Origin of the sequence: Paraburkholderia hiiakae, from assembly GCF_904848665.1 — a bacterium.
Taxonomy (GTDB): domain Bacteria; phylum Pseudomonadota; class Gammaproteobacteria; order Burkholderiales; family Burkholderiaceae; genus Paraburkholderia; species Paraburkholderia hiiakae.
This window is the reverse complement of record NZ_CAJHCQ010000019.1, coordinates 130,747-156,913: the sequence shown is the minus strand read 5'-3', so window position 1 is coordinate 156,913 and position 26,167 is coordinate 130,747. Positions and strand designations below refer to the sequence as shown.

At 61.2% G+C, this 26,167-nt stretch carries 23 protein-coding genes and 1 pseudogene; 18 read left to right on the top strand and 6 right to left on the bottom strand.

The window, feature by feature from the left end; translation table 11 throughout:
* Positions 1-2: 2 nt before the first annotated feature.
* From JMY28_RS29600 to JMY28_RS29590, 3 genes are all read right to left on the bottom strand, one after another.
* Positions 3-959 carry a PDR/VanB family oxidoreductase gene (locus JMY28_RS29600; protein ID WP_201699465.1) on the bottom strand — a complete coding sequence of 319 codons (957 nt, stop codon included), beginning with the start codon at positions 957-959 and terminating at the stop codon, positions 3-5.
* A 64-nt stretch (positions 960-1,023) separates the two neighbouring features.
* Entirely contained in the window at positions 1,024-2,070 is a 1,047-nt protein-coding gene (locus JMY28_RS29595) for an aromatic ring-hydroxylating dioxygenase subunit alpha (RefSeq protein ID WP_201699464.1), read from the bottom strand.
* Positions 2,071-2,163: 93 nt separating this feature from the next.
* Positions 2,164-2,934 (bottom strand): GntR family transcriptional regulator, encoded by a 771-nt coding sequence (locus JMY28_RS29590; RefSeq protein ID WP_201699463.1) that lies wholly within the window; start codon positions 2,932-2,934, stop codon positions 2,164-2,166.
* A gap of 285 nt (positions 2,935-3,219) precedes the next feature.
* Here JMY28_RS29590 and JMY28_RS29585 point away from each other — a divergent pair, with 285 nt between their 5' ends.
* The 6 genes from JMY28_RS29585 to JMY28_RS29560 all read left to right on the top strand — a co-directional run bounded on the left by JMY28_RS29585 (position 3,220) and on the right by JMY28_RS29560 (position 12,887).
* Positions 3,220-4,497, top strand: a complete 1,278-nt coding sequence (locus JMY28_RS29585) for an MFS transporter (protein WP_236597103.1) — start codon at positions 3,220-3,222, stop codon at positions 4,495-4,497.
* A 123-nt stretch (positions 4,498-4,620) separates the two neighbouring features.
* On the top strand, positions 4,621-5,733 hold the full coding sequence (locus JMY28_RS29580; protein ID WP_236597102.1) for a porin: 1,113 nt from the start codon (positions 4,621-4,623) through the stop codon (positions 5,731-5,733).
* A gap of 401 nt (positions 5,734-6,134) precedes the next feature.
* The gene (locus JMY28_RS29575) at positions 6,135-7,370 is read left to right on the top strand and encodes an MFS transporter (RefSeq protein WP_201699461.1); all 1,236 of its coding nucleotides are present in this window, start codon (positions 6,135-6,137) and stop codon (positions 7,368-7,370) included.
* A 348-nt stretch (positions 7,371-7,718) separates the two neighbouring features.
* On the top strand, positions 7,719-8,963 hold the full coding sequence (locus JMY28_RS29570; RefSeq protein WP_407945553.1) for an ABC transporter substrate-binding protein: 1,245 nt from the start codon (positions 7,719-7,721) through the stop codon (positions 8,961-8,963).
* Positions 8,960-11,920 (top strand): bifunctional diguanylate cyclase/phosphodiesterase, encoded by a 2,961-nt coding sequence (locus JMY28_RS29565; RefSeq protein ID WP_201699459.1) that lies wholly within the window; start codon positions 8,960-8,962, stop codon positions 11,918-11,920. Before JMY28_RS29570 ends, JMY28_RS29565 begins: the two co-directional genes overlap by 4 nt.
* Before the next feature lie 148 nt (positions 11,921-12,068).
* A complete protein-coding gene (locus JMY28_RS29560; RefSeq protein ID WP_201699458.1) occupies positions 12,069-12,887 on the top strand; it encodes a hypothetical protein in 819 nt (272 codons plus the stop codon).
* Positions 12,888-12,940: 53 nt separating this feature from the next.
* Here the strand turns inward: JMY28_RS29560 and JMY28_RS29555 are convergent, their stop codons facing one another.
* Positions 12,941-13,732 (bottom strand): 3-hydroxybutyrate dehydrogenase, encoded by a 792-nt coding sequence (locus JMY28_RS29555; RefSeq protein WP_201699457.1) that lies wholly within the window; start codon positions 13,730-13,732, stop codon positions 12,941-12,943.
* A 24-nt stretch (positions 13,733-13,756) separates the two neighbouring features.
* Positions 13,757-15,157, bottom strand: a complete 1,401-nt coding sequence (locus JMY28_RS29550) for a GntP family permease (RefSeq protein WP_201699456.1) — start codon at positions 15,155-15,157, stop codon at positions 13,757-13,759.
* Positions 15,158-15,502: 345 nt separating this feature from the next.
* On the opposite strand from JMY28_RS29550, the gene JMY28_RS29545 reads away from it, so the two are divergent.
* The 7 genes from JMY28_RS29545 (at position 15,503) to JMY28_RS29515 (ending at position 20,681) form a co-directional block, all read left to right on the top strand.
* Positions 15,503-16,972: a sigma-54 interaction domain-containing protein gene (locus tag JMY28_RS29545; protein WP_201699455.1), complete on the top strand. Its 1,470-nt coding sequence runs from the start codon at positions 15,503-15,505 to the stop codon at positions 16,970-16,972.
* Positions 16,973-17,484: 512 nt separating this feature from the next.
* Positions 17,485-17,664 (top strand): hypothetical protein, encoded by a 180-nt coding sequence (locus JMY28_RS29540; protein ID WP_201699454.1) that lies wholly within the window; start codon positions 17,485-17,487, stop codon positions 17,662-17,664.
* Positions 17,665-17,758: 94 nt separating this feature from the next.
* Complete coding sequence (locus JMY28_RS29535; RefSeq protein ID WP_201699453.1) at positions 17,759-18,274, top strand: PAAR domain-containing protein; 516 nt, start codon at positions 17,759-17,761, stop codon at positions 18,272-18,274.
* Entirely contained in the window at positions 18,274-18,834 is a 561-nt protein-coding gene (locus JMY28_RS29530) for a lysozyme (protein ID WP_201699452.1), read from the top strand. The genes JMY28_RS29535 and JMY28_RS29530 overlap by 1 nt, the downstream gene beginning before the upstream one ends.
* On the top strand, positions 18,818-19,303 hold the full coding sequence (locus JMY28_RS29525; RefSeq protein WP_201699451.1) for a lysozyme inhibitor LprI family protein: 486 nt from the start codon (positions 18,818-18,820) through the stop codon (positions 19,301-19,303). Before JMY28_RS29530 ends, JMY28_RS29525 begins: the two co-directional genes overlap by 17 nt.
* A 52-nt stretch (positions 19,304-19,355) precedes the next feature.
* Positions 19,356-20,033, top strand: coding sequence for a hypothetical protein (locus JMY28_RS29520; protein WP_201699450.1), 678 nt, complete (start codon positions 19,356-19,358; stop codon positions 20,031-20,033).
* Between the two features lie 174 nt (positions 20,034-20,207).
* Complete coding sequence (locus tag JMY28_RS29515) at positions 20,208-20,681, top strand: hypothetical protein (protein WP_201699449.1); 474 nt, start codon at positions 20,208-20,210, stop codon at positions 20,679-20,681.
* Positions 20,682-20,694: 13 nt separating this feature from the next.
* Here JMY28_RS29515 and JMY28_RS39110 read toward each other — a convergent pair.
* A pseudogene (locus JMY28_RS39110) lies at positions 20,695-20,954 on the bottom strand (Rrf2 family transcriptional regulator); the annotation flags it as partial.
* Positions 20,955-21,122: 168 nt separating this feature from the next.
* Here JMY28_RS39110 and rbsK point away from each other — a divergent pair.
* From rbsK to rbsB, 5 genes are all read left to right on the top strand, one after another.
* Positions 21,123-22,025, top strand: a complete 903-nt coding sequence (rbsK, locus tag JMY28_RS29510) for a ribokinase (RefSeq protein WP_201699448.1) — start codon at positions 21,123-21,125, stop codon at positions 22,023-22,025.
* A gap of 8 nt (positions 22,026-22,033) precedes the next feature.
* Positions 22,034-22,432 carry a D-ribose pyranase gene (rbsD, locus tag JMY28_RS29505; RefSeq protein WP_201699447.1) on the top strand — a complete coding sequence of 133 codons (399 nt, stop codon included), beginning with the start codon at positions 22,034-22,036 and terminating at the stop codon, positions 22,430-22,432.
* A 19-nt stretch (positions 22,433-22,451) separates the two neighbouring features.
* Positions 22,452-23,951: a sugar ABC transporter ATP-binding protein gene (locus tag JMY28_RS29500; protein ID WP_328809479.1), complete on the top strand. Its 1,500-nt coding sequence runs from the start codon at positions 22,452-22,454 to the stop codon at positions 23,949-23,951.
* A gap of 42 nt (positions 23,952-23,993) precedes the next feature.
* Positions 23,994-24,953, top strand: coding sequence for an ABC transporter permease (locus JMY28_RS29495; RefSeq protein ID WP_201699445.1), 960 nt, complete (start codon positions 23,994-23,996; stop codon positions 24,951-24,953).
* Between the two features lie 107 nt (positions 24,954-25,060).
* On the top strand, positions 25,061-26,050 hold the full coding sequence (gene rbsB, locus JMY28_RS29490; protein WP_201699444.1) for a ribose ABC transporter substrate-binding protein RbsB: 990 nt from the start codon (positions 25,061-25,063) through the stop codon (positions 26,048-26,050).
* Positions 26,051-26,167 lie beyond the last annotated feature (117 nt).

Genomic DNA, 26,167 nt, shown 5'->3' with positions numbered 1-26,167 from the left:
GATCAGAGATCGAGCACGAGCATGGGCGTGCGCGAGCGCGAGCAGCACGGCAGCAGTTGGTCGTTTGCGGCGCGCTCCTCGTCGGTCAGATAAAGATCGCGATGGTCCGGCTCGCCGGACAGCACGCGCGTGATGCAGGTGCCGCATACGCCTTGCTCGCATGAGACCGGCACCTCGACGCCGCCCGCCCGCAGCGCCTGGACGATCGACGTCCCGGCCGGGACGTCGATCACACGCTGGCAACTCGCGAGCGTGACCTGGAAGGGGCCGTTGACGTCGGCGTCCGGGTTTGCGGGCTGTTGAGCGGCGCCGAAGTACTCGCGGTGCACGTTCTGCGCGGGCCACCCCGCGCTGGCCGCTGCGCTGAGCACGGCATCGATGAAGCCCGCGGGGCCGCATACGTAGGCGTGCTTACCGTCGTGCGGAGCGCGAAGCACGCGTGCGAGGTCGATGCGGGCATCGGTTCCTTCGCTGTCGAAATAGAAGTGCGTGTGCTCCGCGAAACCCGCAACGGCCAGACGTTCGCGAAACGCGGCGCGCTGTGGGTCGCGGGTGCAGTAGTGCAGCTCGAATGTGCGGCCTTGTTCGCGCAACTGCTCGGCCATGGCCATGAGCGGCGTGATGCCGATGCCGCCCGCGAGCAGAATGGTGTGCGTGGCCTGGTCGTCGAGCGGGAAATGATTTTTCGGAGTGCTGATTTCGAGGCTCGTGCCTGCTTCGAGTGCGTGCATCGCAACGGAGCCGCCGCGCGAAGCCGCGTCGCGCAACACGCCGATGCGGTAGGCGAGCGCGTCGGAGGGGTGGTTGCAAAGCGAGTACTGGCGCACGAATCCATCGACATGGACGTCGATATGTGCGCCCGCCTCGAACGCCGGGAGCGGCGCGCCGTCGGCGCTCGCCAGTTCGAAAACGCAGATGTCGGTGGCAACGGGAATCTTGCGCAGAAGGGTGACTTTCATGATGCGTTGGGGCAATGGAAGGAGAGCGGCCGCGCGTGCGCGCGCGGCCGTGGCTTCAGATCGATCAGGCGGCAGTAGCCGTTGCGTTGCGCTCGGCGGCGATCAGGCGGTCGAGCACGCGGCGCGACTGCACGCCGCCCGCGTCGATGTTGAGGCTCAGAATGCGGCGTTCGGGCCACGTGAGCAGATTGCGCTGCTGCGATTCGAGCATGTCGAGATCCTCCGAGAAGATCTTGCCCTGGCCCGTGCGGATCGTTTCGGTGAGCGCCTGGTCATGCACGGCGAAGCTGCGCGCCATGCCCCAGAAATACCAGATCGACGTTTCGGTTTCCGGTGTGATGAAGTCGACGACGATGCTCGACGCCTTGTCGCGCGCATCGGCGTCGTATCCGCCTTTGCCCGCATGCGCCACGCCCACTTCGATCATCACGTGGCTGGGCGGCGAGAAGTGGCAGATTTGCCAGCGGTCGCAGGGCACGTTGTCGGCGAGGCCATTGCCGCGCAGCGCCGCCGCCCAGAACGGCGGCGGCATGATGTTGTGCATGAAGCGGCTGGTCGTCACCACGTCAGCGTTCACCGTGGTCTTGGGCGGCGCTTCCTCGATCTCGGGCTGACCGATGCTCGAGGCGTGCACGTAGGTTTCGTGCGTGAGGTCCATGAGGTTGTCGACCATCAGGCGGTAGTCGCACTGAATGTGATACAGGCCGCCGCCATAGGCCCACGCGGGATTGTCGGCCCATTCGAGGTGATGGATCTTTGCGGGGTCGGCCTCGGCTGCGTCGCCTGGCCACACCCAGATGAAGCCGTAGCGCTCGACTGCGGGATAGCTGCGCACGGACGGAATGCCGCCCACGCGTTGGCACGGCATGCTCACGCATTTCCCGCTCGCGCCCACGGTGAGGCCATGATAGCCGCAGACCAGATGCCCCTCGCGCACGCTGCCGAGCGAGAGTGGCGCGCCGCGATGCGGACAGAAGTCTTCGAGCGCAGCGACGCTGCCATCGTCGGCGCGCCAGAACACCATGCGCTCGCCGCAGATTTGCCGGCCGAGCGGCTTGCCGTCGATTTCATCGGGGGTACACGCGACATACCATGCATTTTTCAGGAACATACGTCTCCTCCAGGGCGCTTTGTTGCACCTTCGTTCAGGGTGAGGGGCGGCACGCGTGCCGCCGTTCGGATCAAGCCAGGGCGCCGCGCATCGCTAGCGCGGATTGCGGCGAATGAGATTGCCGCCAATCAGCTTCGTCATTGCGCGCTGGTTGTCGAGCACGCGCTTGAGGTTTTGATGGGCGATATGCGAGTGCTCGCGCATCAGCGCTTCGGCGCGCGCACCTTCGCGGCTTCCGATCGCTTCGAGCACCGCGCGATGCTGGGCTTGCGCCACGATCAGCGTTTCGCGTGCACGCGGGTCGAGCGACTGCACGACCACGAATGCGCTTGCCGAGGCGAACGGCAAGGTCGCAATTTTTTCAATCTGCCGTGCAACCACTTCGCTATCCGAAGCAGCGGCGAGCAGGCGGTGAAAACGGCCGTTCGCTTCGACATAACGGGAGAAGGTTTCCTCGCTCAGTTCGCCCACGAGCAGTTCGTCGATCTCGTCAATGCAATCGTGCAGGTCGCGAAACATCGAATGGGTAATGCCGCGTTCGGCGGCGAGGCGTGCGGCCAGTCCTTCAAGCGTGCCACGCAGTTCGATCGAGTCGCGTATTTCGCTTTCCGAAAACGAGCGCACGGCGTAGCCGCCGCTCGGAATCGGTTCGAGCAGCCCTTCTTCCTGCAGACGCATGAGCGCCGCGCGCACCGGCGTGCGCGACACGCCGAGGCGCTCGACGACGCCCAGTTCGGAAATGCGCTCGCCGGGCGCGAGTTCGCCGCCGAGTATCAGTTCTCGCAGCCCGAGTTGGGCTTTGACGGTCTGCGAAGCGGCGGAGCCGGCGCGCGTGCTGGCGGGGGTGTCGTCGATGCCGTTCATGCGTATGGAGGTGGTGAGAAGCGAGTGTGGGCGCGGCCAGATGCACTCTGCACTCAGCGCCGCGATGTGTACAGATTGTATACAGCTATTTGGCGGATTCAATCGAATTGACGGTAAATTCAGGGTAAACGTGGAAAAGTAAGCCGAAAGTAAAGAGAAATTGTGTACAACGAGGGTCTTTTTTGATTGACATCAATAGGCGAGGTTTTCTACGATCTTGCTCGAAGTTCGATAAACGAAGCGACGTTCGCAATGCGAACGCGCAACATAATCAAGGAGACAAACGTGACGAGGCATGCCCAATCACACGATCCGCACGAACCACACGATCTGAAAAACGAACGCAGAACGCTTGTCCTGCTCGCCATCGGCTTCGGTCTGGTCGGACTCGACCGCTGGATGATCGCGCCGCTATTTCCCCACATGATGAAAGACCTCAACCTGAGCTACCAGCAGCTCGGCCAGTTGATTGGCATTCTCAGCATTGCGTGGGGCGTGTTCTCGATTCTCATGGGCCGCCTGTCCGACAGCATCGGCCGGCGCAAGATCATGATCGCGGCGATGGTGATGTTCTCGCTCCTTTCGAGCTTCTCGGGCTTCGCTACCGGCTTCGCGAGCCTGCTGCTCATTCGTGCGCTCATGGGCGTCGCGGAGGGCGCGTTCACGCCCACGAGCGTGGCTTCGGTGGGTGAGGCCTCGCATCCGTCGCGCCGCGGGCGCAACCAGGGACTGCAGCTCAGCATGTTCGCGCTGATGGGCCTCGGCCTCGCGCCGATCATCGCGACGCAACTGTTGCGCGTCGTGCCGTCGTGGCACTGGGTGTTCGCGGTCTCCGCCGTGCCGGGGCTCATCGTGGCGCTGCTGATCGCGACCATGTTGCGCGATGCGCCGCAAGTCAAGCCGGCGCACGCGACGGTTGCGCATGCAACGAATGGCCCGCGCTGGAGCGCGCTCTTCGGCAGCCGCAACGTCGTGCTCGCCATGCTGGCCACGCTTTGCGCGATGGCGGGCATTTTCGTGATCGGCGCGATGGTGCCCAACTATCTCGTGGACTACTTGCACCTCGACACCTCGCAAATGGGCTTTGTCGTGTCGGCGATCGGCTTTGGCGGCTTTCTCGGCGAATTCGGCCTGGCCAGCCTCTCCGACGTCGCCGGGCGGCGGTTGACTTCGGTCGTCTCCTTCGCGGGCGCGGCGATTTCGCTCTATGTGTTTGCCCGCATCGGCGCGAATCCGTGGATGCTCTTTGCCGTGCTGTTCGTCGTGTCGTTCTTCGCGCTTGGCATGCTGGGCGTTCTCACCGGGCCGATCGCGACTGAAGCGGCGCCGGCGGGTCTCGTCGCTTCGGCCATTGGCATTACCTCGGGCGCCGGCGAGATTTTTGGCGGCGGCATTGCGCCGGCCATCGCCGGATATGTCGCGCAGCACGACGGCATTCAGTTCACGCTGCAGTTCGCGCTTGGCGGGCTGATCTGCGGCATCTTCGTTTCGATGTTCCTGATCGAAACCGCACCGCGCGCGCTGGCGCGGCGCTCGGTCCCCATCGCACTGCAATCCGACTGATGTTGCCGTAACGGCGCTCCGGCGCCGTTACGGTATTCCCGAAGTTCGAAGTCTATTTTAATTAATAAGGTATCCGTAAGAAATGGATGCCGACAAAGAGATCAAGGTAAAGGAGACGTCAACATGAAGAGCCTCGCACTGTGGTGCACGGCGGTTTCGGCTATGGTTTGCGCCCAGGCACATGCAGAAGGTGGCCCGGCGGGCGACAGCGTGACGCTGTATGGCATGGTCGACGCGGGCGTGTCGTGGGTCAGCAACCAGGGCGGCCACTCGGTGCTGAAGTTCGACGACGGCATTTTCACGCCGAACCTGCTCGGTATTCGCGGCCGCGAAGATCTGGGCGGCGGCTTGCACGCGGTGTTCGACCTCGTCGATCAATTCTCGATGGGTACCGGCGCGATCGTCTCGGGACAAGGGATCTTCGGGCGCAACGCATACGTTGGCCTCGACAGCGACCAGTACGGCAGGCTGACGATGGGCAATCAGTACGACTTCATGACCGATTCGCTATTTTTCGGCCACGACGACGCGGCGATGGAAGTCGGGGGCCTCTACAACTTCCGCGCAGGGCCGTTCGCGAAGATCGCGATTCCGGGCAATCCGCCCTTCGCGCCGCAATTCGACTGGGACCGCATGGCCGGCGCCACGGTCGAGAACTCGATCAAGTATCAGTCGCCCAGGTTTGGCGGATTCAGCCTCGGCGGCTTGTACGGCTTTGGCGGCATTCCGGGCGCATTCGGGCGCGGCAACACGGTCAGCGCCGGCGCGAATTACACCAACGGTGCGTTCGGCATGGCGGCGGCTTATACGGAAGCCAAATATGTCGAGGACGGCGAACCCGATATCGGCATTCGCAACTGGGGCGTGGGCGCGCACTACGACTTCGGCAAAGTCATGGCGACGCTGCTGGTGACGACCGTGCGCAATACCTACAATGGCGGCTCGATAGCCGAGGCCGAAGCGGGCGCGAACTGGCTGCTCGCGCCAGACTGGGCGATTGGCGCCGACTACATGTACATGAAGGGCAACGCGTATCTCGACAACAATCACGCACACCAGATCACGGCGATCGTCAATCACTTCCTGTCCAAGCGTACCGTCGTCTATGCGGAGACCGTGTATCAGCGCACCAACGCGGGGGCAGAGGCGCTGATCAGCGGCGTGCTCGACCCCGATGGCACATCGAGCGGTCCCAATCAGTTCATCGCACGCGTGGGTGTGCAGACGCGATTCTGAACTCAGGCGCTTGCAAGCGTCACGCTTGACCCGACATGCCGGTCTTCCGGCAATGCCTCACGGGGCGCCTTCCCGGCGCCCTCAGCCTGCTATGCAGCGTCAAGCATAAGCATCGAATCGATGCTTAATATGTCCCCGGAAAAATATCGCTTATTTTTCCGGCGCTGAAATGACATAATCTCGGCCCCGCTGGCGCGGCGCGCGGCAGGCCACGTCACATTCCATTCATAACCCTTTTACCGACCCCGCCAATCGCAGGGCCGCACGCGTTTATTTTTTTAATGTTAATTTAAACGTAATTCCCGATTGGCCATTTAAACGGCGATTTTCCCCATTTTTTGGTGTGAAATTGCCCAACAATGGTTTTTATTATTCGCAACACACAAAACAGTCATCGAAACATGAACGACCGTTCTCCCAATCTCGCGCCCGCGTCGCTCGAAGAGACGACACTGCGCCAGTGGCTGTCCGTCTTTGCCGTGGCGATCAGCGCCTTCGCGTTCGTCACGTCCGAGTTCCTGCCGGTCGGTTTGCTCACCGAGATCGCACGCGACCTGGGCGTGACGCCGGGCACGGCTGGCCTCATGGTGACCACACCGGGTGTGATGGCCGCGATCTTCGCGCCGGGCCTGATGATGTTTGCCGGACGCATGGACCGGCGGCGCGTATTTCTGCTGCTCACGGCCATGCTGCTCGCATCGAATATCGTCTCCGCACTTTCGACGAATTTCGCGCTCATGCTGGTCGGCCGCGCGATGCTCGGCGCGGCGCTCGGCGGCTTCTGGACGCTCGCGACCGCGGCGGCGGGTCGCCTCGTGCACACGAGCGACGCCGCGCGCGCAACGGCCATCATCCTGACCGGCGTGACCTGCGCGACGGTGATCGGCGTGCCGCTCGGCACTTTTATCGCTGGGCTCGCGTCGTGGCGCATGTCGTTTTTCGTGACAGGCGGCCTCGTCGCGCTCGCGCTGATTGCTCAGGCGTTGCTGGTGCCGTCGCTGCCTTCTGCTGCCGCGTTACGTCTTGCCGATTTCGCCGCGCTGCTGCGCCGCCCGTATGTGCGCCTGAGCATGCTCATGGTCGCGCTCGTGTTCGGCGCGCATTTTTCGACGTACACGTTCATTGCACCGCTGCTTCAGCAGGACTTTTCGATGAACGCGATCACGCTGCTGCTGCTCGCATTCGGCGTGATTGGCTTCTTCTCGAACGCATTGACTTCGGCCTTCGTCGCCACGCGTCTGAAGTTCGCCGTGGCGACGATGACGGCGCTGCTGTTGTGCGCGCTATCGGCGATGATTCTGCTCGACCACGCACGTATTGGCGAGATCGCGGGGATGTTGATGTGGGGCGTAGCGTTCGGCGCGATTCCGCTGTGCTTCTCCGTGTGGATTCAGCGCGGCACGGCGGATCAGGCCGAAGCGGGGTCGGCCATGTTCGTGAGCGTGATCCAGGTGGCGATTGCGCTTGGCTCGTCGGTGGGCGGCGCGATCGTGGACCGCGCGGGCATACGCGCCGATCTGGTGCTCGGCTGCGTGCTCGCGGTGTTCGGACTTGTGACGTTGCAACGGCTTGCTGCAATGGAGCGGCCGGCGCGCGTCGCAGCGCTCGACTGCGAATGCAGCCCGTCCCTCGACTGAAACGAGACAAGCGCGCTGGAAGGCGGCGAGCCATCGAACTCGCCGCTCCGTGATGCACTAAACACGCACACGTGTTCTGTGTCTGCGCAAAAAATACTTGATGCTATTTCACCTCGTGAGCGCATCGTGCTGCGCCAACGTCTGCGAACGGGCATGAACGTTCGTCCGCAAAAGCTCGCCGGTTGCCGCGTGCCGGGCTCAAACGTAGGACCCCTCAAGTGATGCCCGGTTTCGGCCGATATGCAATCTGGCTCCGCTGCGTTGTGCCTGGTCTGCTACTCCCGAACTGAAAGCGAGCGTTACGTGCACGGAATCAAGTTTGCCTGGCTGCTATCTGGTTTGATCGGCATGCTGTTGCTCCTGGGTTGCGATCAGCAGAACAACGCCCGGAGCAGCAACGCCACGCCGGGACGGACCACCATCACCGCACTGATCTGGGCCCCGGACTGGCCGCAGGAGATGCTCCAGATCGCCGCCGAGTTCGACAAGCTCAATCCCGACGTGCACGTGAACGTGCAGTTCATGGTCGGCAACTCGGTTGAGGAGAACATCAAGCCGCGCGTGGCGGCCGGCACGCTGCCGGACCTCGTCAGCATCAATCCGAACGCCTACGCCGCCGAACTGGCCGACCAGGGCGTGCTCGCCGATGTCCGCCAGAGTGCCGCATGGATGCACATGCTGGACCCGCTCAAGTCCGACTGGACCAGTCGCGACGGCAAGGGGTTCGGCGTTTCGGGCGGCGTGGCGACGACGATGATCTATTACAACCGGGCCATGTTCGCCATGGCCGGTATCGATACGCTGCCGACGAATTTCGATGAATTTTTGGCGGTATGCGCCAAGCTCAAGCGCGCGGGAATGATTCCGGTGATGTGGAGCGGCGGCTTTCCAAACATGCTCGGCAACGGGCCATTCGCATCCGGCTTTGCCAACAATGTAGTCGCGCACGAACCGCACTGGAAAGAGAAGATGGCGGACGGCACGCTGAGCCTGGACACGCCGCAGGTGGCCGATATTTTCGCGAGGATCGCATTGATTCCCGAGCGCGGTTACGCCCAGCCATCGTTCATGACGACGGGATACGACGAGGGCATTCGCCTTTTCAGGGAGGGCCGGGTGGCGATGGCGTTCCAGGGCAGTTGGGCCGCCGGCCTCATGCTGCATGGAAACGATTTCTCCGTGGGCGTGTTCGTGCCGCCGTGGAATGCGCGCGGCGAACGCGTTGTGCCGGTGCTCGGCAGCGAAACGGGCTTTGCCGTTTGCGAAACGCCCAACAAGGTCGCGGCCATGCGCTTTCTGGAATTCATCGCCGGCAAGGGATTTCCGATTCTTCAGAGGAAACGCCACAACGTTTCGCCGTTTCAGCAGGGCATGGGCACCGTGGTGAGCGACGTGGAGATCGTGGACTACACGAATGCGCTCAGCCGCTATCCGGTCACGGCGAGCCCTTATTATTCGTCGCTTCCTTCCAACACGATTGAGCTGCTGCATAAATTGATGCAGGATGTGCTGCTCAGGAAAATCACGCCCAGGCAGGCTGCGCAGCGCCTGGACCTCTCGGTCAAGACTGAAGCGAAGATGCATTACAAATGAATTCGATCTCCGCGTCGCTGCGACGCGCTTTCGACTACCTCTGCCAGGATTTGCTTCGACGCGTCGAGATTCGCTATCGACTGATTGCCGCTTTCATTCTGTTGGCGCTGTTGCCCATTATCATTTCGGGCTGCATTTCCTATGTGAAGTCGATCGCGGCGATCAAGGAGAATGCGGAGATATTTTCGAAAGAGGTGGTGAGACAGGTTTCGAAAAATGTCGAGCTGCGCATGCAGCAGATCGAAACGGAAAGCAATCTTCTCGTACTTTCGGATCGGGTCCAGGGCGCGCTGGCGAGAGCGGCAAGCGGCAGCGCGAGAGAGCAGAGCGAAGCGCGCGAGGACATGACGCGTTTGCTGCTAGAGCACTACGGGTCGGTCGATTTCATCAATCAGAAATACTTGCTCGACCAGAAAGACCAGATTCTCGATACACAGGCTTTTGCGCAGTTGACTACAGGTGTGACGGCGCTCGTCGGCCTCGCGCAAGAGTCGCAAGAACGTACTTACTGGGGCAGCTATGACGACGGAGTCGGGCAGCAGAACCTGGGGATGGTGCGCGCCATCTACAACAAGAGCGACAACACGAAGATCGGCAGTCTGGTTCTGGTCGTTCGCCCTGAATACTTCTCGACGATTTTCAACGACGTCGCGACAGGCAGCGGAACAGAGATTTACGTATTCGATGCGAGCGACAACAAAATCATCGTAGTCCCGAATAATGCTTCGTCGCCCAACGCGGGCGCCACGCCCGAGCCTGGCCTGATCGAGGATATCGCCCGCCACCGCGTATCAGGCGAGTCAAGCCGATTCGTCAATTTCGCCGCGAAACGCGGCGGCCATTATCTTGCCGCCTACGCACGAATTCCTGGCACGAGCTGGTTCGTCGTCAGCACGATCGCGGAACAGAGCCTGACTGCGGAGGCACAGGCCGTACGCAACCAGATCGTGGTGGTCGGCATTTCCGGCTTTCTGCTTTCCATTTTTCTTGCTTACTTTATTTCGAACAGTATTTCGGCGCCACTGCGGGACCTGGTGCGCCGCATGCACGACACGGGCGAGGATGCCGGCGCCGTTGAGGACGAAGGCACGCAAGGGGAAAGCTCGGTCGGTGGACCGGACGAACTGGCCCGGCTGGCACAGCGCTTTGAGCGCATGCGCACGGCAATCAGACAGAAGATTCAGAAGATCAACGAAATCAATGCAACGCTCGAGCAGACTGTCGTCGACCGAACGGCGGAACTCGTGGCCCGCGAACGGGAGTCGCGCACGCTGATCGAGAACTCGCCCGATACGATCACGCGATATGACCGCGAGCTGCGCCGCACGTTTGCCAATCCTGCCTTTTGCGCGTCGGCGGGATGCAATCTCGCGAGCGTGCTCGGCAAGCGGCCCTCGGAGCTTCCTGGCGGCCCGAATGCGCTGGTCTACGAACGGAAGATCGGCGAAGTCATCAAGACAGGAAAAAGCGCGCAGTTCGAACTGAGGTGGGCAGGAAAGGACGGGCAGGAGCAATGTACCCACATTCGCATCACGCCTGAGATCGACCGTTCCGGCCATGTCAGTTCCGTGCTCGCAGTGGGTCGCGACCTCTCCGACCGGATGGCATTCGAGGCCACCATCTGGAAACAGGCCAATTTCGATGCACTGACGGGGCTTCCGAACCGGCAGCTATTTCACGATCGTCTCACCGAGGAGGTCGCGCTCGCGAGCCGTTCGGAAAGGCGCGTGGCCCTGATGTTGATCGATCTCGATCGCTTCAAGGAAGTGAACGACTCGCTGGGCCACGACCGCGGCGACGTGCTGCTAATCGAAGCCGGGCGCCGCATTAGTGCATGCGTGCGCAATCTGGACACCGTCGCGCGACTCGGCGGCGACGAGTTCACGGTGATCCTGCCCGATCTGGAAGACATGGAAGCGGTCGAACAGACCGTGCGCAGTATCAATCGCAAACTGACCGAGCCATTCAAACTCGGCGCGGACGAGGTCTACATTTCGGCGAGCATCGGCGTAACCGTTTTCCCCGACGACACCGTTGAACTCGACGCGCTGTTCAAGAACGCCGACCAGGCCATGTATGCGGCCAAGAATGCCGGACGCAACCGCTTTAGTTACTTCACGCCCGACATGCAACTGGAGGCGCAAACGCGCTTGCGCCTGACAAGCGACCTGCGTGCAGCGCTTCCTCGCAATCAGCTTCGGCTGCTTTATCAGCCGGTTGTCGACCTGGCAACGGGACAGGTCCGCAAAGCGGAGGCGCTGATACGCTGGCTGCATCCCGAGCGGGGCATGATCAACCCGCTGGAATTCATTCCCCTCGCCGAAGATACCGGACTGATCATTCCGATTGGCGACTGGGTGTTCAGGCAAGCCGTGCAACAGGCGCGGCTATGGCGTGAGCAATATGATCCGTCGTTCCAGATCAGTGTCAACATGTCGCCGGTGCAGGTCCGCCAGGACAGCACGGTTGGCGTGAGGTGGCATGACTATCTCAATCGTGAGGGCATGCCGGGACAAAGCGTGGTGGTGGAAATTACCGAGGGGCTGCTGTTACAGGCTGAATCGAATATCGACGAGCGGCTGCTGGATTTCCGTCTTGCCGGCATTGGCATTTCGATCGACGACTTCGGCACCGGTTATTCCTCGCTTGCCTATCTCAAACGCTTCGACATCGATTACCTGAAGATCGATCGTTCGTTCGTCCAGAACCTGAGCGTGGACGAAAACAATCAGGTCCTATGCGAAGCGATGGTGGTGCTTGCGCACAAGCTGGGCATTCAGGTCATCGCCGAAGGCGTGGAAACTGTCGAGCAACGGGACTTTCTCAAGACGATGGGCTGTGATTTCGCGCAAGGCTATTTGTATTCCACGCCTATCGCGCCAGAGCAGTTCGAACATCTGGTCTGGCCGCTGGTCGCAGAAGGGTCGGCTGACGAGCAGGAGCGAAGCGATAGCTAACGAATGGATGCGGTAGCGTCGTATCGGCTCGTTGCGAAGCGACCCGAAATAACCAGTTGGCATATAAATCGACGCGTTCAGGCGTTCTGTTCGAAGACGTACGGAACACGCAAGCTTTTTCCCTCAGTCTACGGTCTGCATTGACTGCGTGCCTGTATTCACCGATCAGGCTGCGCGAGGGACCACAATGAACGCGTTGGACGATGAACGGCCGCTCGATGAAATCGCGCGGGTAGAAGTGCAGAGTGCACAGGCGCTCGCCCAGTCGATGGACGACGACGGCGTGGGCGTGCTTTACGACATCGTGCCAGCTGCAATTCTCGCGAAGATTCGCAACGGAGTAGCCGAACTGGTCGAACAGGACGGCAACCGATACTTCGGCTTTAGCGGCGCGCAATGGATAAGCGGTACCTGTCTTGCCCCGCTTTTCGAAGACGCGGGGCTGCAAGCGTTATTGCGCCAGTTGTATACGCGCAAGATGGGGACACTTCCGCCCAGTGACCGGATTCTCCCGGTAATGCGTGTGCTTTCGGGAAAACAGGGCATTCGCCACTCGAACAATTTCCACTACGACTCGTATGCTGTGTCGATCTTGCTGCCGGTTCTAATTCCCAATGACCCGGGCGAGCAAGCAGGCCATCTCGTGATGTTTCCGAATCTACGCAATGCGCGGCGGTTTGCGATCGTCAATATCGTCGAGAAGGCAATAGTGGAAAAGCTGCTCGGAAGGATTTGGCGCTTACCGCATGTTCAGAAATGGCTTTCGGCGAAAGTCGTGACGTTGCAACCCGGTAATCTTTACTTCATCTGGGGCTTGCGTTCGTTGCATGCGAATCAGGCCTGCTCGCCTTCCAGCATTCGGTGCACGGTGCTGTTTCACTTCGGCGACCCGCACGAAAGCAGCTTACTCAAAGGGATCAGCCACCGGCTGCACGCGATGAGGCTGCGGCGCATGGCGCGCGATTGACGCGTTGTATTGCCAACACGCCAACCCGCATCGCTCGCGCGCCGCTGCCTCTTTTACTGCGCGAGCCAACCTCCGTCCACTTTGAGCTCAGCGCCGCGCATCTCGTTCGCCGCTTCCGAGCACAGAAACGCGGCTACGCCGCCAATTTGCTCGACCGTCGCAAAGCTTGCCGACGGCTGTTTTTCGCCGAGCAATTTCAGTGTGGCGTCTTCGATGGACATTGCCTCGCGGTGGGCCAGCGCGTCGATCTGCTTCTGCACGAGCGGCGTGAGCACCCAGCCCGGACAGATCGCATTGACGGTCACACCGGTGCGCGCCGTCTCCAGTGCGGCGACCTTCGTGAGACCGATCACGCCGTGCTTGGCCGCGACATAGGCCGACTTGCCGACCGAGCCCACAAGCCCGTGTACCGAAGCGATATTGATCACGCGTCCCCAACCCCCCGCGCGCATGATGGGAAGCGCCGCGCGCGTCGCGTGAAACGTCGCGCTCAGATTGATCGCGATGATCTGATCCCAGCGCTCGATCGGGAAGTTTTCGATCGTTTCGACGTACTGAATGCCCGCGTTGTTGACGAGAATATCGAGGCCGCCGAACGTGCTTGCTGCGAAAGCCACGAGGGCTTCGATTTCGGCGGGACGGCTCATGTCCGCGTTGTGATGCGCGGCGCGCACGCCGGTCGCTTCGATCTGCGCAAGTGCGGGCGCGGGATCGCCGAAGCCGTTCAAGACGATATTGGCGCCTGCGCGGGCCAGCGCCGTCGCAATGCCGAGACCGATGCCACTGGTCGATCCGGTGACGACGGCGGTTTTTCCGGCGAGGGGGAGCGTGTTCGGGAGATGCATGAGTGAGCCTGGAATGAATGCCGGTTAGACGATGCCGGTGAGATAGAACACGGCGATGACGAAGAAGACCGCGAGCGTCTTGATGATGGTCACCGCAAAAATGTCGCGATACGACTCCCGGTGCGTGAGGCCCGTGACCGCGAGTAGCGTGATGACCGCGCCGTTGTGCGGCAACGTATCCATTCCACCGCTCGCCATGGCCACCACGCGGTGGAGCACCTCCATCGGAATGTGCATGGTCTGCGCGGTCTTGATGAAGGTGTCCGACATGGCGGCGAGCGCAATGCTCATGCCGCCCGAGGCGGAGCCCGTGATACCAGCAAGCGCGGAAACCGACACGGCCGCATTCACGAGCGGATTCGGAATGGCCTTGAGCGCGTTGCCGATCACGAGAAAGCCGGGCAGCGCTGAGATCACGCCGCCGAAGCCGTACTCGGATGCCGTATTGAGCGTGGCGAGCAGCGCGCCGGCCACTGCGGTTTTCGTGCCGATCGCGAAGCGTTCCTTCACACGGCCAAACGCCGTGACGATGACGAGCAGAATGCCGAGGAGCAGTGCGCCCTGAACGGCCCAGATCGCGACGACGCTTTTAACCGCTACCGTAACGGGCGCATGAATGCCGGGCAGCACCTCGGGCGCGACGGTGAAGCTGTCGCCGTACCACTGCGGAATCCACTTCGTCAGCAGGAAGTTGGCGACGCCAACGAGCACGAGCGGCGCAACGGCCAGCGCCGGATGCGGCAGATTGCCCGTTTCGACGCGTTCCGGTTCGTTCACGAGCGAAGTGCCATAGCCTTCACCCTTCGCCATGGCGCTGCGGCGGCGCCATTCGAGGTAGGTGAGACCGACCACGATGATGAAGATCGAGCCGATCACGCCGAGCCACGGTGCGGCCCAGGCGGTGGTCTTGAAGAACGTGGTGGGGATGATGTTCTGGATTTGCGGCGTACCGGGCAGCGAATCCATCGTGAACGTGAATGCGCCGAGTGCGATGGCGCCGGGCATGAGGCGCTTGGGAATGTTGCTCTGGCGATAGAGTTCGGCGGCGAACGGATACACGGCGAACACCACGACGAAGAGCGACACGCCGCCATAGGTGAGCAGCGCGCAGACCGCGACGATCACGGCATTGGCGCGCGAACGGCCAATGTAGCGGATCGCGGCAGCCACGATGGCTTCGGAGAAGCCAGATAGTTCGATGACCTTACCAAACACCGCGCCGAGGAGGAACACGGGGAAGTAGAGCTTGACGAAGCCGACCATCTTTTCCATGAAGATGCCGGAGAAAACCGGTGCGACGGCGGCGGGATCGATCAGCAGCACAGCGCCTAGTGCGGCGATGGGCGCAAAGAGAATGACGCTGTAGCCGCGGTAGGCCACCAGCATCAGGAACGCCAAAGCGGCGATCACAATCACAAAGGACATCTTGTCTCCAGTTGGTTTATTCGTGCAGGTCTGTTTGTTGTTCGCGCGCGCCGAAGCCGGCGCGACCGCGCAATAGAGCACGATATGTGCCAGCGGCCGGGGAGCCTTGTGCGAAGCGTCGCGGCCAAGGGCAGAGTGCGCGCGGGGTGTGCAGTGGGACGGTTGCGGCGGCAACGTGTCTCGAAACTGAGACGACTTTGGCGACGAAGCGCGCCGCCGCCCGCAATCTTTCACGGAAAGCCCCGAAATTTCGAAGCGCGTGGGGCAATCTCAGTTCTGGGATAATGCGTCCCGAAAATGAGAATTTACGGGCCATACCCGGCCGCGACCGAAGAAAAGAACCGAATGGAAATCGAAACGACCGCGCTGCTGGCCGACTACGACCACGTGCGCAAACTGGCGATGCAATCGCTCTTTCAATCGCTCGACAAGTTCAGCGAAGGCACCGTGATCGTCGATCGTAACGCGCGCGTGGTGTGGATCAACCGGCACTACGCGGCGCGCTTCGGCTTTGACGATCCCACGGCGGTGATCGGCCTCGATTGCGAAGCCGTCATTCCAAACAGCATGATGCGCGACGTCGTGAAAGGGGGCGAGCCCATCCTGCTCGACATTCTCGAAACCGATCGAGATCCGATCGTCGTCACGCGTTTGCCGATCAAGGACGATAACGGTGAAACGATCGGCGCAGTCGGCTTCGTGCTGTTCAACGAACTCAAGGGACTGTCGCCGCTTTTCAGTCAGTACGCACGGCTGCGTGCCGAACTGATCAGCACGCGCCAGTCGCTTGCGCAGGTGCGTCGCGCGAAGTACAGCTTTTCAAGCCTGATCGGCACGAGCGCCGCAAGTCTCGAAGTGAAGCGTCAGGCACGCCGGGCCGCGCGTCTGGCCTCGCCGGTGCTTCTGCTCGGCGAAACGGGCACGGGTAAGGAGCTGCTTGCGCACGCCATACACGGCGCATCCGGACGCGCGGACGGTCCGCTTGTGACGGTGAACGTCGCGGCGATTCCCGACACGCTGCTGGAACTGGAGTTCTTCGGCGCGGAGGCGGGCGCGTACACGGGTGCGGAGCGCAAGGGGCGTATCGGCAAGTTCGAGCTGGCCCAGGGCGGCACGCTCTTTCTCGACGAGATCGGCGACATGCCGCTCGCGCTGCAGGGAAAATTGCTGAGGGTTTTGCAGGAGCAGGAGTTCGAACCGCTCGGGTCGAATCGCATCGTGCGCACCGACGTGCGCATCATCACGGCGACGTCGGCGGATTTGTCCGCGCTCGTGGCGCAGGGCCGGTTTCGCGCGGACCTCTATTATCGGCTCAACGTGCTGATGATTCGCGTGCCGCCGCTGCGCGAACGGCTGGCGGACATCGAGGCGATGGCCTATTCGATTCTCGACAAGCTTGCGGTGGAAAGCGGAGCGGGACATCTCGAACTCGACAAAGATGCGCTTGCGGTACTGTGTGCGTATGGCTGGCCGGGCAACGTGCGTGAGTTGCGCAATACGCTCGAGCGCGCGGTGCTGTTATCGGATAGCGAGCGCATCGATGCGCGCTCGCTCGCGCGCTTCATCGGCGACGGGCGCGGGCAGCGCGTCGAGAGCGAGGCACGCGACGCGGCGGGGGATCTGCTCGATACGCCTGACGACGCTAGTGCGCAGCAGGATCAACAGTACGACGAAGCGATGCACGATTTCGAACGCCGCTTTCTGACCGATGCGCTGTGCGCGGCAGGCGGCCAGGTGACAAAAGCCGCCGCACAGATCGGTATGGCGCGCGCCACGCTGTACCGGCGCATCGTGGCGCTCGGGATCGACGTTTGACGCTGTTCAGACGACACGGCGGGTTCATCGCGCCGTTCACGCCTGTCAACGTGCAGACGGGCGATCCGGGTCAGAATTGAAAAGCCACTCGCCGCAAGGTTGGGGTCCAGGGTTCCTGGTGTTAGACCCGCCTGCCCGCGAGGGTAGGCGACATCCTTTGTTCGCCGGCCACGCTCGCCGCCAGGATTCAGCGCGCCACAACTGACCGCGACGGGCTCCGGTGCGCCTCGCGTATCGTTGAGCCGACGAGGCAGGCTGCTGAGGCCCCACCCCGAGTATCAATTGCATATGGTTGCCTGACGGGAATCAGGCAGCAGCTTGTTTCTTATCTGGCTCATGCACAACACATTGGACTGCGAATCAACTTAAGACTGATCCGATTGCGGAGTTCCTGCCTGTTCGCCGAACATGAATTTTTTCCGGTTGCAATGCCGCGCCGGTTGTCTTCATGGGGGTAGGGAAATGCCTGAACAGCGAATGCATAACGAACGGGGTGCGGAATGAGACGAGCTTTGCTGAAGCTGCGCGACAAAACGACGGCGGCCGGCGTCGTATTTGAAGGCGAGGCGCAGGCCAGTCGATTGCCGACAGATATTCCGGCAGGTACGACGAACAATTTACGTCTCAAAGACGGCAACGGTCGCTCGGCTGTGGACGCGTATACACGTTACGCATGCCGGACGGCAGACTGATTCACTGCACAGCGGACAGAGCGAGCCGCGTTGCGAGGTACACAACGGACGGAGCGCAGTCACTAGCCGTTTATCTTGGACACCGGGAGTAAGTATGTTCGATCGACTTGTGGCGGACTATGACCGCACTACTACGGGCGGGTTGGTGATTGGCCGGAGCAACTACTTTAACGAAGAAGGCAGGATGTACGCCCGTAAGGAGAATCATGCGACGTGCGGAATCTGCAAGGGAGGATGGCCGATTTACGGCACTGCTAGCGATTGGATGGATGAAGGCTTGCCGTTGGTGAAGGACTTGGACCGCGTTCTATGTCCATGCGGAAAGAACTTTGTCCTTGCGGCGGGTAACTCCAATGCGCTCTATTCGGAAAGCAAGAGGGAAGCACAAACCGAAACGCGCGAAACTTCGCGCAGGACTGACACATACGACGAACAGTTCATGCTTCGCGACGCGAAGGGTTCGCCGCTTGCAGGCACGTACTACACCGTGCGCATGCCTTCGGGCGAACTGCGACACGGCGTAACTGATTTGCAGGGACGCACTGAGCGCTATGAAACAAAAGACGCTCAATCCATCCGAATTTACCTCGGTCACAAACAGGAGTCGTAATGCCTGACGCACTCGCAACCGCAGTAACAAACACAGATCCCGGATCGAACGTTACGGCATATACACAACGCTTGGGCAAACCGTGGAAAATGTCCGAAGAAGGCGTTAAATTTCTTGAGGGCTGGGAAGCGTATAGTGCCACCATATATGACACGGATGGAAGCAAGGCCGGGAACGTCACAGTGGGCTATGGGCACTTGGTACACTTAGGCAAAATTTCTGGCGTTGCGTCCGAGAAGCCTTTTCAAAAAGGAATTAGCGAAGCGCAAGCGGAGGCGCTTCTGCGGCAAGACGTTGGATGGGCTGAGAGAACCATCAACGACGCCATTAAGGTACCGCTGTTTCAGTTCGAATACGATGCCCTAGTGTGTTTCATGTATAACTTGCAGCATCACGGAGACGGACTCCTGGATTTTGTTAATACGGGGCAATACAACAAAGTCGGCGACAAGATGCGAAATTGCGCAACGTCAAAAGGCCGCCCGGTTAAGGGCTTGCTCAGGCGTCGTCATCGCGAAGCAGAGATGTTCGAAGCGGGGGTTTATGATTCTTCGCACTAAAATCCTATATGCGCTTGCACTACTGCCCATCATTGCTAGTGCAAAGACCGTGTATTCAGGCGAGTTTGATTACCACGACTTCAAGTCACCTGAAGCTTCGTTTTTGGGCCGGACGCATGCGGAAGTTGCGCGCATGTGCGATACAGGCGAGCACGCGAGCAACGATGACTTGGCGCAGTGCTCGCACCTGAAGTTTAACAACGCGAGCAGCCAACTGGAAAAGAGGTTGAAGGCTATACGCTCTAAGAGCGAAAAAAACGACAAATCACTAAAAGCCGATGACGAGCCGCTATCGTCGCCTTATTTTGAGAAGGCGCAAACCGCCTGGACAACGTATCGTGACAACGAATGCTATAGCGAAGCGTACTCAATGGGCGAAGCGGCGGAGCGCTACATTTTCTTTTGGGAATGTATGGCGAACATCACGAACAGCCGCGTAGAGGAGCTAGACGAACTGTTGAAAGATTAGTCGATGGTTCGACAGTGCAGCCCTGCCCGGGCAGGGATAACCGTAAATAAACATGAAAATCAAAACCCAATATATCTCACCGATGTCCCTGTGGCTCGTCGTGCGCAAGCGATTTACGAGTACGGGTCTGTTCGTCGAGCCAGCATGGATCGGAAACGGAAAGGAAGACGGACCACTCATATTTGCGTCCAGAATTCTCGCCGGGTTCTACGCATATACACGCAATAAGTATCACCAGAAAGACGATTCAAATAACTGGCGCGTCATCCCGTTGCAGCAATTCGACCTGCTCCAGCATGTTCGGGACTGTGACGGCGAACTCTGGTGCATGATGGGCTTCGGAGTGACACTGGAGGAACCGGGATCGGTGATCGTTGCAACAGGTGCACCACGCACCCGGTACACGCCGTTTCACTTCGCCCCGCCAACCGACCGTGACGACGTGACATTCCTGTTCAATCAATGGGTGTTCGATTTCATTCGCGATGAATTTAGGTCAATCGGCTTGCCGAAGTACGAAGAGCAACTGGAGGCCATTGACGAGATGGATGATGAAACCTTCGAGGCTACTTTAAAACTAGCGATTTCGCGTGTGAACATTTGCCGGGAGCCGACAGAGCGCGATCGGGTTCTATGGGGAGCCTACAGTCCACTTCATGAAGCCTGGATATCTGGAGAGGAAGTCCCTTGCACACATCCAGTCGAACATTCCGCACGCACTGTCCACTGACTCAGGTGACGAAAGCCGCCGCACAGACCGGCATGGCGCGCGCCACGCTGTACCGGCGTATCGTTGCGCTCGGCATCGACGGTTGATGCTGTTCACCCAGGGTTTGCCCCGATCAATATATGCAAAGCGCACGCCGTAATACTTGATTCTTACATCAAGACTGGCCCGTTGGAGATGAAAACGCTAACGTTTGCGCGGAGACTGCGGGTAGGCGGCGGCTGCACTCGCGTCACGCTCGCAGTTTTTGTCGGCATCCTCGCGGGATGCGGTAATGCTGTTTCAGATTCGGACATTCAGTTCGTCACGGCCGCAATGCCAACGCAGTTTGAGGCGTTGCGCATGTACGGCGCAGTTCCCTTTCGCGACGGCTCAATCGGTCTGTCCGGTCATGGTCCAGCCCGGCTCCAACAGGGCTGCGAAGCGGTCATTCGTTCGGCAAGGGGTGCTTTTCGTGAGTCGGTGGTTCTGGATAGCGAATCGGCCGAGTACTTCGAACTGGATATTTCTCGTACGCCTGGCGGATGGGCTGTTACAACCGACGGCCTTGCCGAACCGAGTAGCAACTCCGTAGGGCTTCGCACCCAGTTCACGAACTGCCTTACCGCCATTAAAGACAAGCTTCGGGCGCAGCCGGAAACGGTACAGTGAGCCACGGCATCTATGCTTGTTCGACGAGACATTCCAGATGATCCTTGGAAACAAGCTGTGAGAAGAGCGGAAGTTCGCCGACCGCTCGGTAGACGTCCAGTAACGTAATGTTCTCGAGCGGTTCGGTCAGCACCCAACCGCCTCAGCGCCCTTTCTCCGAAGTGACATACCCCTATCGCGCAGGCCGCTGAACAAGCGCCTTGCAACGACCGCATTCGTCCACAGCATCTCACCTAGCGCTTCGGATGTGAGCGGACTATCCAGGCGTCGTATCGGATCGCTTCGTCATCAATAATCGGGGACATATTTCTACGCGCATCCGGTTATACCCTGGGTCTATTTCACCTGCGTGAGGACTCTGGTATAACTGCGCTCCCAAGCTGATTACGTTTTAGCACGGCAAAAAATCGCAGATGCGGGAAGCCGTGGAAAGGGAGTGCAATGGCGCGCGTAGTGGTGGTGGGCAGCATCAACATGGACATGGTCGTCACGACCGACACGTTTCCCCGGCTCGGCGAAACGCTGTTCGGCACGCATTTTTCGACGCATCCGGGCGGCAAGGGCGCGAATCAGGCGGTCGCGGCGGCACGTCTTGGCGCCGAGGTCACGATGATCGGCTGCGTGGGTGCAGATGCCTTCGGCGGCGAAATGAAGGCGACGCTCGCGCGCCAAGGCGTCGATATCGCCCACGTGAGCACGGGTCGTGAAGCGACCGGCATTGCCTCGATCACGCTTTCGGGCGGCGACAACGCGATCATCGTCGTGCCAGGCGCGAATCACGAGCTTTCGCCCGAAGACATCGATCGCGCAAGCGCTGCGATCGCACAGGCCGACGTCGTGCTCGCGCAGCTCGAAGTGCCCTACGCGACGGTGCTGCACGCGGCGCGGCGCGCCCGCGAACACGGCAAGCCCTTCTTTCTCAATCCCGCACCCGCAGTCGAACTGAGTGGCGAGATGCTCGAGCTGACCACGCTGTTGACGCCAAACGAGCATGAACTCGCGACCGCGCTGCAAACGCCGGAAGGTGCGTGGGCCGAGGTCATTGCGCGCTCGCCCGTACGCATCGCAATGACGCACGGTAAAGACGGCGCGTATTACGCGAACCCCAACCCCGACGCCAACGGCGCGCTCGTGCATCAGCCGGGCTTCGCTGTCGAGGCCGTCGATACGACCGGCGCCGGCGACACCTTCAACGGCGCGCTCGCGGCGTTCTGGCATCTCGGCATTGGCGAGGCCGTGCGGCGCGCGAACGCTGCGGGCGCGCTTTCCGTGACGCGCGCCGGTGCGCAGGGCGGCATGCCCACGCTCGCCGAACTCGAAGCCTTCCTGAACACGCAAGCCTGAGATTCGCAGTGAAAAAACACGGACATCTGAATCGCGACATCGCACGCGTGCTCGCCCGCATGGGCCACACGGACAGCCTCGTAATCGCCGACTGCGGGCTGCCGGTTCCCGACGGCGTGGAATGCATCGACGTCTCGCTCGCGGCCGGTGTGCCCGACTTCTTCGCCGTGCTCGACAGCGTGCTCGCCGACTTCAAGGCCGAGCGCGCCGTGTTCGCGAGCGAGGCGCAGACCCACAACGCGGCCGTGGTGGCGCGTAGCCGCGACATGGCCGCCGCGCACATCGCCGTGGAGAACGTGCCGCACGAGGAGTTCAAGCGCCGCTGCCGCGAGGCGAAGGCGGTGATCCGCACCGGCGAGTGCAGCCCCTACGCGAATGTGATCCTGCATTCGGGCGTGGTCTTCTGAGAGGTCCAGGATGCAAGTGATGATGCAGGGGATCGGCAAGGCGTTCGGTCCGGTTCGGGTGCTCGAAGGCGTCGATTTCCGCATCGAGGCAGGCGAGATCCACGCGCTGATGGGCGAGAACGGCGCAGGCAAATCGACGCTCATGAAAATCCTGAGCGGCGTGTATCAAGCCGATGCGGGCGAGATCCGCGTCGATGGGCGTGCGGTGCAAATCCGCAGCACGGTAGAGGCCGAACGCGCGGGCATCGCCATCATTCACCAGGAATTGAACCTCATCGCGCAACTGACGGTGATGGAGAATCTCTTCCTCGGCCGCGAGCCGAGCCGCTTCGGCATGGTCGATACCGCGACGATGCGCAAAGAGGCGCGCAAGTGGCTCGATAAGGTCGGCGCGCAGCGTATCGACCCGCAGATGGAGGCGGGCCAGCTCTCGATCGGCCAGCAGCAGCTGGTGGAAATTGCCAAGGCGCTTTCGCTGAACGCACAGGTGCTCGTGATGGACGAGCCGACCGCCGCGCTCACGAACCGCGAGATCGAAACGCTCTTCGAGATCATGCAGTCGCTGAAGGCGAGCGGGGTGGCGATCGTCTACGTCTCGCATCGCATGGAAGAGATCTTCCGCGTGTGCGACAAGATCAGCGTGCTGCGTGACGGCCATTTCGTCGGCGAGCGCGCGATTCGCGAGACGGGTTTCGACGAGATCGTGCGGTTGATGGTGGGCCGCGAGATTGGCGAGCGTTTCCCGAAACGCAGCCATGCGCCGGGCGACGTGCGCATGAGCGTGGCCGGTCTTGCGGACGAAGGGCATATCGAAGGCATTACGTTCGATGTGCGCGCGGGCGAGGTGCTCGGTATCGCCGGTCTCATGGGCGCGGGTCGCAGCGAGATTCTGCGCACGCTGTTCGGCGCGAACCGCAAGACCGCGGGCTCGGTGACGCTGGACGGCAACGCGCTCGACGTGCGTGACGCGTCCAGCGCGATTGCTGCGGGTATCGGGTTCGTCACGGAAGATCGCAAGCGTCAGGGGCTCGTGCTCGGCATGTCGGTGCGCGAAAACGCGACGCTCGTGCATCTGGACCAGTACGCCACGCTCGGCTTCGTCAACGAGCGCGCGGAGCGCAGCGCCGTCGACGGCCTGATCAAGCAGTTGCGCGTGCGTACGCGCGACGCGGAACTGGACGTCAAGGCGCTCTCGGGCGGCAATCAGCAGAAGGTCGTGTTCGCGAAGTGGCTCGCGCAGCCGCCGAAAGTGCTGCTGCTCGACGAGCCCACGCGCGGCGTGGACGTGGGCGGCAAAGCCGAGATCTACACGATCATCAATCAGCTCGCGCAGCAGGGTGTTGCCATTGTGATGGTGTCGTCCGAACTGCCCGAGGTGCTGGCCATGAGCGACCGCATTCTGGTCATGCATCAGGGGCGCCAGAACGGCATCTTCGAAGCGGCCACGGCCACCCAGGAACTGATCATGACGGCCGCGGCCGGCGGCCACGCGGCTGCGACGCATGCCGTCGGCGCCTGAGCGTTGGCGCTTCCTATTCACTGCAATCTCGAGAGACATGATATGTCGCAAGTGACCCTCACCCCCGGCAGCAAGGCGACGCTGCAAAAGCTCGGACCCTTCGTAGCACTGCTGATCATTGCCGTGGCGCTCTCGATCGTGAGCCGCGACTTCCTCACGCTCGACAATCTGCTCAACGTGATGCGGCAGGCGTCGATCAATGCGCTGATCGCGTTCGGCATGACGCTCGTGATTCTGCTCGGCGGCATCGATCTCTCGGCGGGCTCGGTGCTCGCGCTGTCCTCGGTGATCATCGCGACGCTGCTCAGCGCCGGCACGCCCGCCATTGTCGCGACGCTCGCCGGTCTCGTGGCTGGCGGCTTGATGGGCTTCGCCAACGGTCTCGTCATCAGCAAGGGCAAAGTCGCGCCGTTCATCGCCACGCTCGGTTCGATGACGGTGCTGCGCGGTCTCGCGCTCGTCGTCTCGAACGGCAGCCCGATCAGCAGCTTCAACAGCGACTTCTTCTCGCTGCTGGGCGGCGGCTATGTCGCGCGCCTCGTGCCGATTCCCGTCGTGCTCATGCTCGTGATGTTCGGCGTGTTCTGGGTGCTGCTGCGCAAGACCGTGTTCGGCCGCCATATCTATGCAACGGGCGGCAATGCCGAATCGGCGAAGCTTTCCGGCGTGAAGGTCGATCGCATCCAGCTGTGGGTCTATACGATCGCGGGTGTCATGTCGGCGCTCGCAGGCGTGGTATTGACCTCGCGCTTGAACTCCGCGCAGCCGACCGCGGGTACGGGCTACGAGCTCGACGCCATCGCGGCGGTCGTGCTGGGCGGCACGAGCCTCACTGGCGGCCGTGGCTGGATCTTCGGCACGCTCGTGGGCGCGCTCCTGATCGGCGTGCTCAACAACGGCCTGAACCTGCTCGATGTGTCGTCGTTCTACCAGCAGGTCATCAAGGGCATCGTGATCCTGCTCGCCGTGCTGATCGATCGCGCCAACAAGAAGTCGTCGTAACACCCATGCCGTGCCACGCTCGATTCGCGTGGCACGGCAGTTTTGTATCGATAGGTATCCTGAATTTTTTATCTCCACACACTCCACATATAACGAGGAGGAAGACTATGCATAAGCACCATTCGTCGTCGATCTCGAAACCTCAGTTCTCGAAAATATTCGCGGCGCTCGTCGCCGGTTCGCTCGCGCTGGGCCTCGCGGCCTGCTCGAAGGAAGGTCCGGGCAGCAGCGCCGATGCGGCTGCGAGCGGCGCGTCCGCGGCAGCGCCGGCTTCGGGCGGCGCGGTTACGGTCGGTCTGTCGATCTCGACGCTCAATAATCCGTTCTTCGTCTCGCTCAAGAAGGGCGCCGAAGACGAAGCGAAGAAGGACGGCGTCACGCTCATCACCGTCGATGCGCAGAACGATCCCGCGAAGCAGCAGGCGAGTGTGGAAGACCTGATCGAAAAGAAGGTCAACGTCATCCTCATCAACCCGACCGATTCTTCGGCGGTGGCCAACGTCGTGAAGGAAGCGACGAGCAAGGGCATCAAGGTGATCTCGCTCGACCGCAGCGTGAACGGCGCCGAAGTCAGCTCGCATATTGCTTCCGACAACAAGGCGGGCGGCAAGATGGCTGCCGACTTCCTCGCCGACAAGCTGGGCGGCAAGGGCAACATCGTCGAGCTGCAAGGCATTCCGGGTTCGTCGGCGGCCAATGAACGAGGTGCCGGTTTCGACGATGAAATCGCGACAAAGGGCGGCGTGAAGATCATCACGAAACAGCCCGCCGATTTCGACCGCGCCAAGGGCCTTTCGGTGATGGAAAACATCATTCAGAGCAACAAGGACATTCAGGGCGTGTTCGCGCAGAACGACGAAATGGCGCTGGGCGCGGTGAAGGCGCTGCAAGCGGCAGGCCTGAAGAACGTGGCCGTGGTCGGCTTCGACGCCACCGACGACGCGATCGCCGCAGTCAAGGCCGGCCAGATGGCCGCCACCGTGCAGCAGCAGCCCGAACTGATCGGCCAGTATGGCGTGCAGACCGCGAAGCAGCTGGTCGACGGCAAGCCGGTCGACAAGTTCATCCCGGTGCCGTTGAACCTGTACAAGCAATAAGCGCATTTTCAGGCGCGCGCGAAGCGTAGTACCATCTGACGCGAAGATCTTCGCGTATGCGCGCGCTTGGGAAGCACTGAGCGCCCCGTGCGACACGGGGCGCTTCGTTTGGGGGTT

What these genes read in the sequence shown, in the direction of transcription:
- JMY28_RS29600 (WP_201699465.1), bottom strand. Translation starts at nt 959, where the DNA reads ATGAAAGTCACCCTTCTGCGCAAGATTCCCGTTGCCACCGACATCTGC.
- JMY28_RS29595 (WP_201699464.1), bottom strand. Translation starts at nt 2,070, where the DNA reads ATGTTCCTGAAAAATGCATGGTATGTCGCGTGTACCCCCGATGAAATC.
- JMY28_RS29590 (WP_201699463.1), bottom strand. Translation starts at nt 2,934, where the DNA reads ATGAACGGCATCGACGACACCCCCGCCAGCACGCGCGCCGGCTCCGCC.
- JMY28_RS29580 (WP_236597102.1), top strand. Translation starts at nt 4,621, where the DNA reads ATGAAGAGCCTCGCACTGTGGTGCACGGCGGTTTCGGCTATGGTTTGC.
- JMY28_RS29575 (WP_201699461.1), top strand. Translation starts at nt 6,135, where the DNA reads ATGAACGACCGTTCTCCCAATCTCGCGCCCGCGTCGCTCGAAGAGACG.
- JMY28_RS29570 (WP_407945553.1), top strand. Translation starts at nt 7,719, where the DNA reads ATGCTGTTGCTCCTGGGTTGCGATCAGCAGAACAACGCCCGGAGCAGC.
- JMY28_RS29565 (WP_201699459.1), top strand. Translation starts at nt 8,960, where the DNA reads ATGAATTCGATCTCCGCGTCGCTGCGACGCGCTTTCGACTACCTCTGC.
- JMY28_RS29555 (WP_201699457.1), bottom strand. Translation starts at nt 13,732, where the DNA reads ATGCATCTCCCGAACACGCTCCCCCTCGCCGGAAAAACCGCCGTCGTC.
- JMY28_RS29550 (WP_201699456.1), bottom strand. Translation starts at nt 15,157, where the DNA reads ATGTCCTTTGTGATTGTGATCGCCGCTTTGGCGTTCCTGATGCTGGTG.
- JMY28_RS29545 (WP_201699455.1), top strand. Translation starts at nt 15,503, where the DNA reads ATGGAAATCGAAACGACCGCGCTGCTGGCCGACTACGACCACGTGCGC.
- JMY28_RS29535 (WP_201699453.1), top strand. Translation starts at nt 17,759, where the DNA reads ATGTTCGATCGACTTGTGGCGGACTATGACCGCACTACTACGGGCGGG.
- JMY28_RS29530 (WP_201699452.1), top strand. Translation starts at nt 18,274, where the DNA reads ATGCCTGACGCACTCGCAACCGCAGTAACAAACACAGATCCCGGATCG.
- JMY28_RS29525 (WP_201699451.1), top strand. Translation starts at nt 18,818, where the DNA reads ATGATTCTTCGCACTAAAATCCTATATGCGCTTGCACTACTGCCCATC.
- JMY28_RS29520 (WP_201699450.1), top strand. Translation starts at nt 19,356, where the DNA reads ATGAAAATCAAAACCCAATATATCTCACCGATGTCCCTGTGGCTCGTC.
- JMY28_RS29515 (WP_201699449.1), top strand. Translation starts at nt 20,208, where the DNA reads ATGAAAACGCTAACGTTTGCGCGGAGACTGCGGGTAGGCGGCGGCTGC.
- rbsK (WP_201699448.1), top strand. Translation starts at nt 21,123, where the DNA reads ATGGCGCGCGTAGTGGTGGTGGGCAGCATCAACATGGACATGGTCGTC.
- JMY28_RS29500 (WP_328809479.1), top strand. Translation starts at nt 22,452, where the DNA reads ATGATGCAGGGGATCGGCAAGGCGTTCGGTCCGGTTCGGGTGCTCGAA.
- JMY28_RS29495 (WP_201699445.1), top strand. Translation starts at nt 23,994, where the DNA reads ATGTCGCAAGTGACCCTCACCCCCGGCAGCAAGGCGACGCTGCAAAAG.
- rbsB (WP_201699444.1), top strand. Translation starts at nt 25,061, where the DNA reads ATGCATAAGCACCATTCGTCGTCGATCTCGAAACCTCAGTTCTCGAAA.